The sequence below is a fragment of the Rhizobium sp. SEMIA 4085 genome, from assembly GCF_013004495.1.
Classification (GTDB): Bacteria; Pseudomonadota; Alphaproteobacteria; order Rhizobiales; family Rhizobiaceae; genus Rhizobium; species Rhizobium gallicum.
Genome location: NZ_JABEPH010000553.1, coordinates 1 through 2,653, shown reverse-complemented (window position 1 = coordinate 2,653; position 2,653 = coordinate 1). Strand labels below are relative to the sequence as shown.

Genomic DNA, 2,653 nt, shown 5'->3' with positions numbered 1-2,653 from the left:
GGTGCTGGAAGTCCGGGGTCGAGCGCTAGCGCTCGCCTGGGCTGGTCGTAGGCCGTTTTTCGCGGGGGCGCGCTCGGTAGAACGTCGTCGTAGGCGCTCCGCCAGACATAGGGGGTAGCGTGCGCGTCCGCCGCGAAGGCCGCCGCAAAACCGGGGTCGAGGGCCTGCGCCTTGTCGAAGAGCGCCAGCGCCTCGAGCAGCCGGGAACGGCGGCCGGTCCGCGTCGCCTGCTCGGCCCGCAGGTAGTAGTCGTATGCCTCGAGATTTGCTGTCGGCGGCCGGGCAATCCGCTCGGCCTCGGACGGAGTGAGTTTCAGGCCGAGCGCTTCGGCGATCTGCCGGCTCATCTCGTCCTGCACGGCAAACCCGTCCGCCCCGCCGCGGGCAAATCGGTTGGCCCACAGATTGTCGCCGCTTGCCGCATCGATCAGTTGCGCGTTGACGCGGATCTGACCGTCGGTCCGCCGCACGCTGCCCTCAACGACAAACTGGACACCGAGATCGCGTTTGATGTCTGCCAGAACGCGGGGCTTGCCTTTGTAGGCAAACACCGAATTCTGGGAGATGACGTCGAGGTCCGAAAGCTTGGCAAGATCGGTGATCAGATCGTCGGTGATTCCATCGGTGAAATAATCCTGGCGGGGGTCGCCGCTCAAGTTGGCGAACGGAAGTACCGCGATCGTTGCACGTTGCGGCGCAAATTGCCATTGCCATGCCACCACAATCGCGGTGATCGCGATCAACAGCGCTGCGAGCGTTGCCAAGACGATAGCCCGCCGTCCGGCCCGGCGGGCGGGTGCGGCGACAATCTTGCCCGCCTCGGAGGGATCGAGCAGGACGCGATACACGCGAACCGGATCGGCTATGTTCTTCAGGTGCTGCTCACCGAGGGCTGAAAACCCGACGTCGGCCTTGTGCGCGGCGTGATCGAACGCAGTGCCTGATATGCAGATTCCCCCTGGCGGGGCGATACCCTGGAGGCGCGCGGCGATGTTGACGCCATCGCCGTAGATATCATCTCCTTCGACAATGATGTCGCCGAGATTGACGCCGACCCGGAACTGAATTCGCTTTGTCTCGGATACGCCTTGGTCGCGGCCTGCCATTTCCCGCTGGATCACTGCGGCACACCGGACGGCGTCTACGACGCTCGCGAACTCAACCAGCGTACCATCGCCCATGAGCTTGATGATACGGCCGTGGAACTCCTTTATGGCGGGATCGACCAACTCCCGGCGGCAGGCTTTCAAGCGATCCAATGTGCCGCCCTCATCCTCCCCCATGAGGAGACTATAGCCGACCACATCGGCAGAAAGTATCGCGGTGAGCCGCCTCTCCATATCTCCGCCCCCCTTTCGAGGTCGTAAGAGAGCTGTTTATTCTACCACGTCGAAGGCGCGCAGGCGTTGCCAATCTCGTACGGCTTGCAGCCCGCGGCTGCATCATAGGCAGGCAGCCGAACCGCCAGCCCCTCAGAAAGGAGACGTGCAACAAGAGGAGAAAAAACGTCGATTTCCGGCTCCGCGACCAACACACTGGATTTCCTGGTGTTGGATGCCGAGGACGCGACGCGTGGGGGGCAAAGTATGGGTATACCATCATGACCGCTCCCTGTTCAGAATCGCTTCGAGTGTAAGACAAGGCGGCTGCAGAGGACATTATACGCTTGGATAGTTTTCATGGCCGATGGTTGTTGAGAGTGCCTGCTTCAACTGGCTAACGCGCATGGAGCGACGGTGGTGGTATTGCCGATCCATGAATAGTGAAATGTGTTTGCCAGGCATCGAGCCCGGACACTTATGGGTCGGCGTACTGGGCGCGCTCGGTTTTTTTGCTTCGCTTTTAGGCTTAGTCTTCCTGCCTGTTTCGTTCGTCCTGCTAGCCGCGAACGCTTTCGGATGGCTTTATTGGTTGGCGAGTGGCCGGAAATCGGGTCGTTGACAATTATCCAGCAACGAACATGAGGCATCGCCGAGCACTTCCAGAACGCGTGCGTGGATCGAACAGACGCTGCAGTTCCTGCTCGAGCAGCGCCAGTCGGTCGTAGACGAGCCTGCCTCCACTCGGATGCAGAACTCTCAAACAAGGCCGGCGTGCTGATGTCGCTCAAGGGCATCGGTTTGCGCACCGCATGCTTCCTCATGGCCGGCCGGCCGAAACATCGCGAATATGGAAACAGCGGGCGCCGCCCGAATGCGGACGCGCATGCGCTCCTTATGTTCGTGATACGGCACAATTCTCTGCCAGGTCACGCCCTGCGGACGCCTGCCGCCCGTGTGATTCCACGACGCGCAGCACCGCAACCGGCTGCCGTTGCCCAGCCCAAGATGCATCCCGCTGCCCCCCAGATCAGCCCTGCCAGATCGACTGGAACCGCTGGCACGAAGTCATTCCAGGTTTTCGTGGCAAGTGTCAGGTCGGGGCGGCGCAGCAGCACCAATGGTCTAGTGACTGGAGGCTCCAGTACCAATTCCCGCTGCTGTGCCGAGAGCCTGTCGTAACGCTCGAATATCCGGCGCATCGCGTCGCCCTGATTACGGAGGAAGACTTCAGGAGAGGCTGCATATACGCTCAGGGCCTCCTGACGGTCGAGGCCGTTTTGGACGGCCTGGGAATCAAATGCTTCAACGATTTTCCGCAATTCGTCCAGGGC

At 61.4% G+C, this 2,653-nt stretch carries 2 protein-coding genes; both read right to left on the bottom strand.

From position 1 onward, the window contains the following. Positions 1–1,340: adenylate/guanylate cyclase domain-containing protein (locus C9413_RS30820; RefSeq protein WP_170251384.1), on the bottom strand; the 1,340-nt coding region annotated here is incomplete at its 3' end. A 908-nt stretch (positions 1,341–2,248) separates the two neighbouring features. Next, positions 2,249–2,653: DUF2937 family protein (locus C9413_RS30815; RefSeq protein ID WP_170251383.1), on the bottom strand; the 405-nt coding region annotated here is incomplete at its 5' end.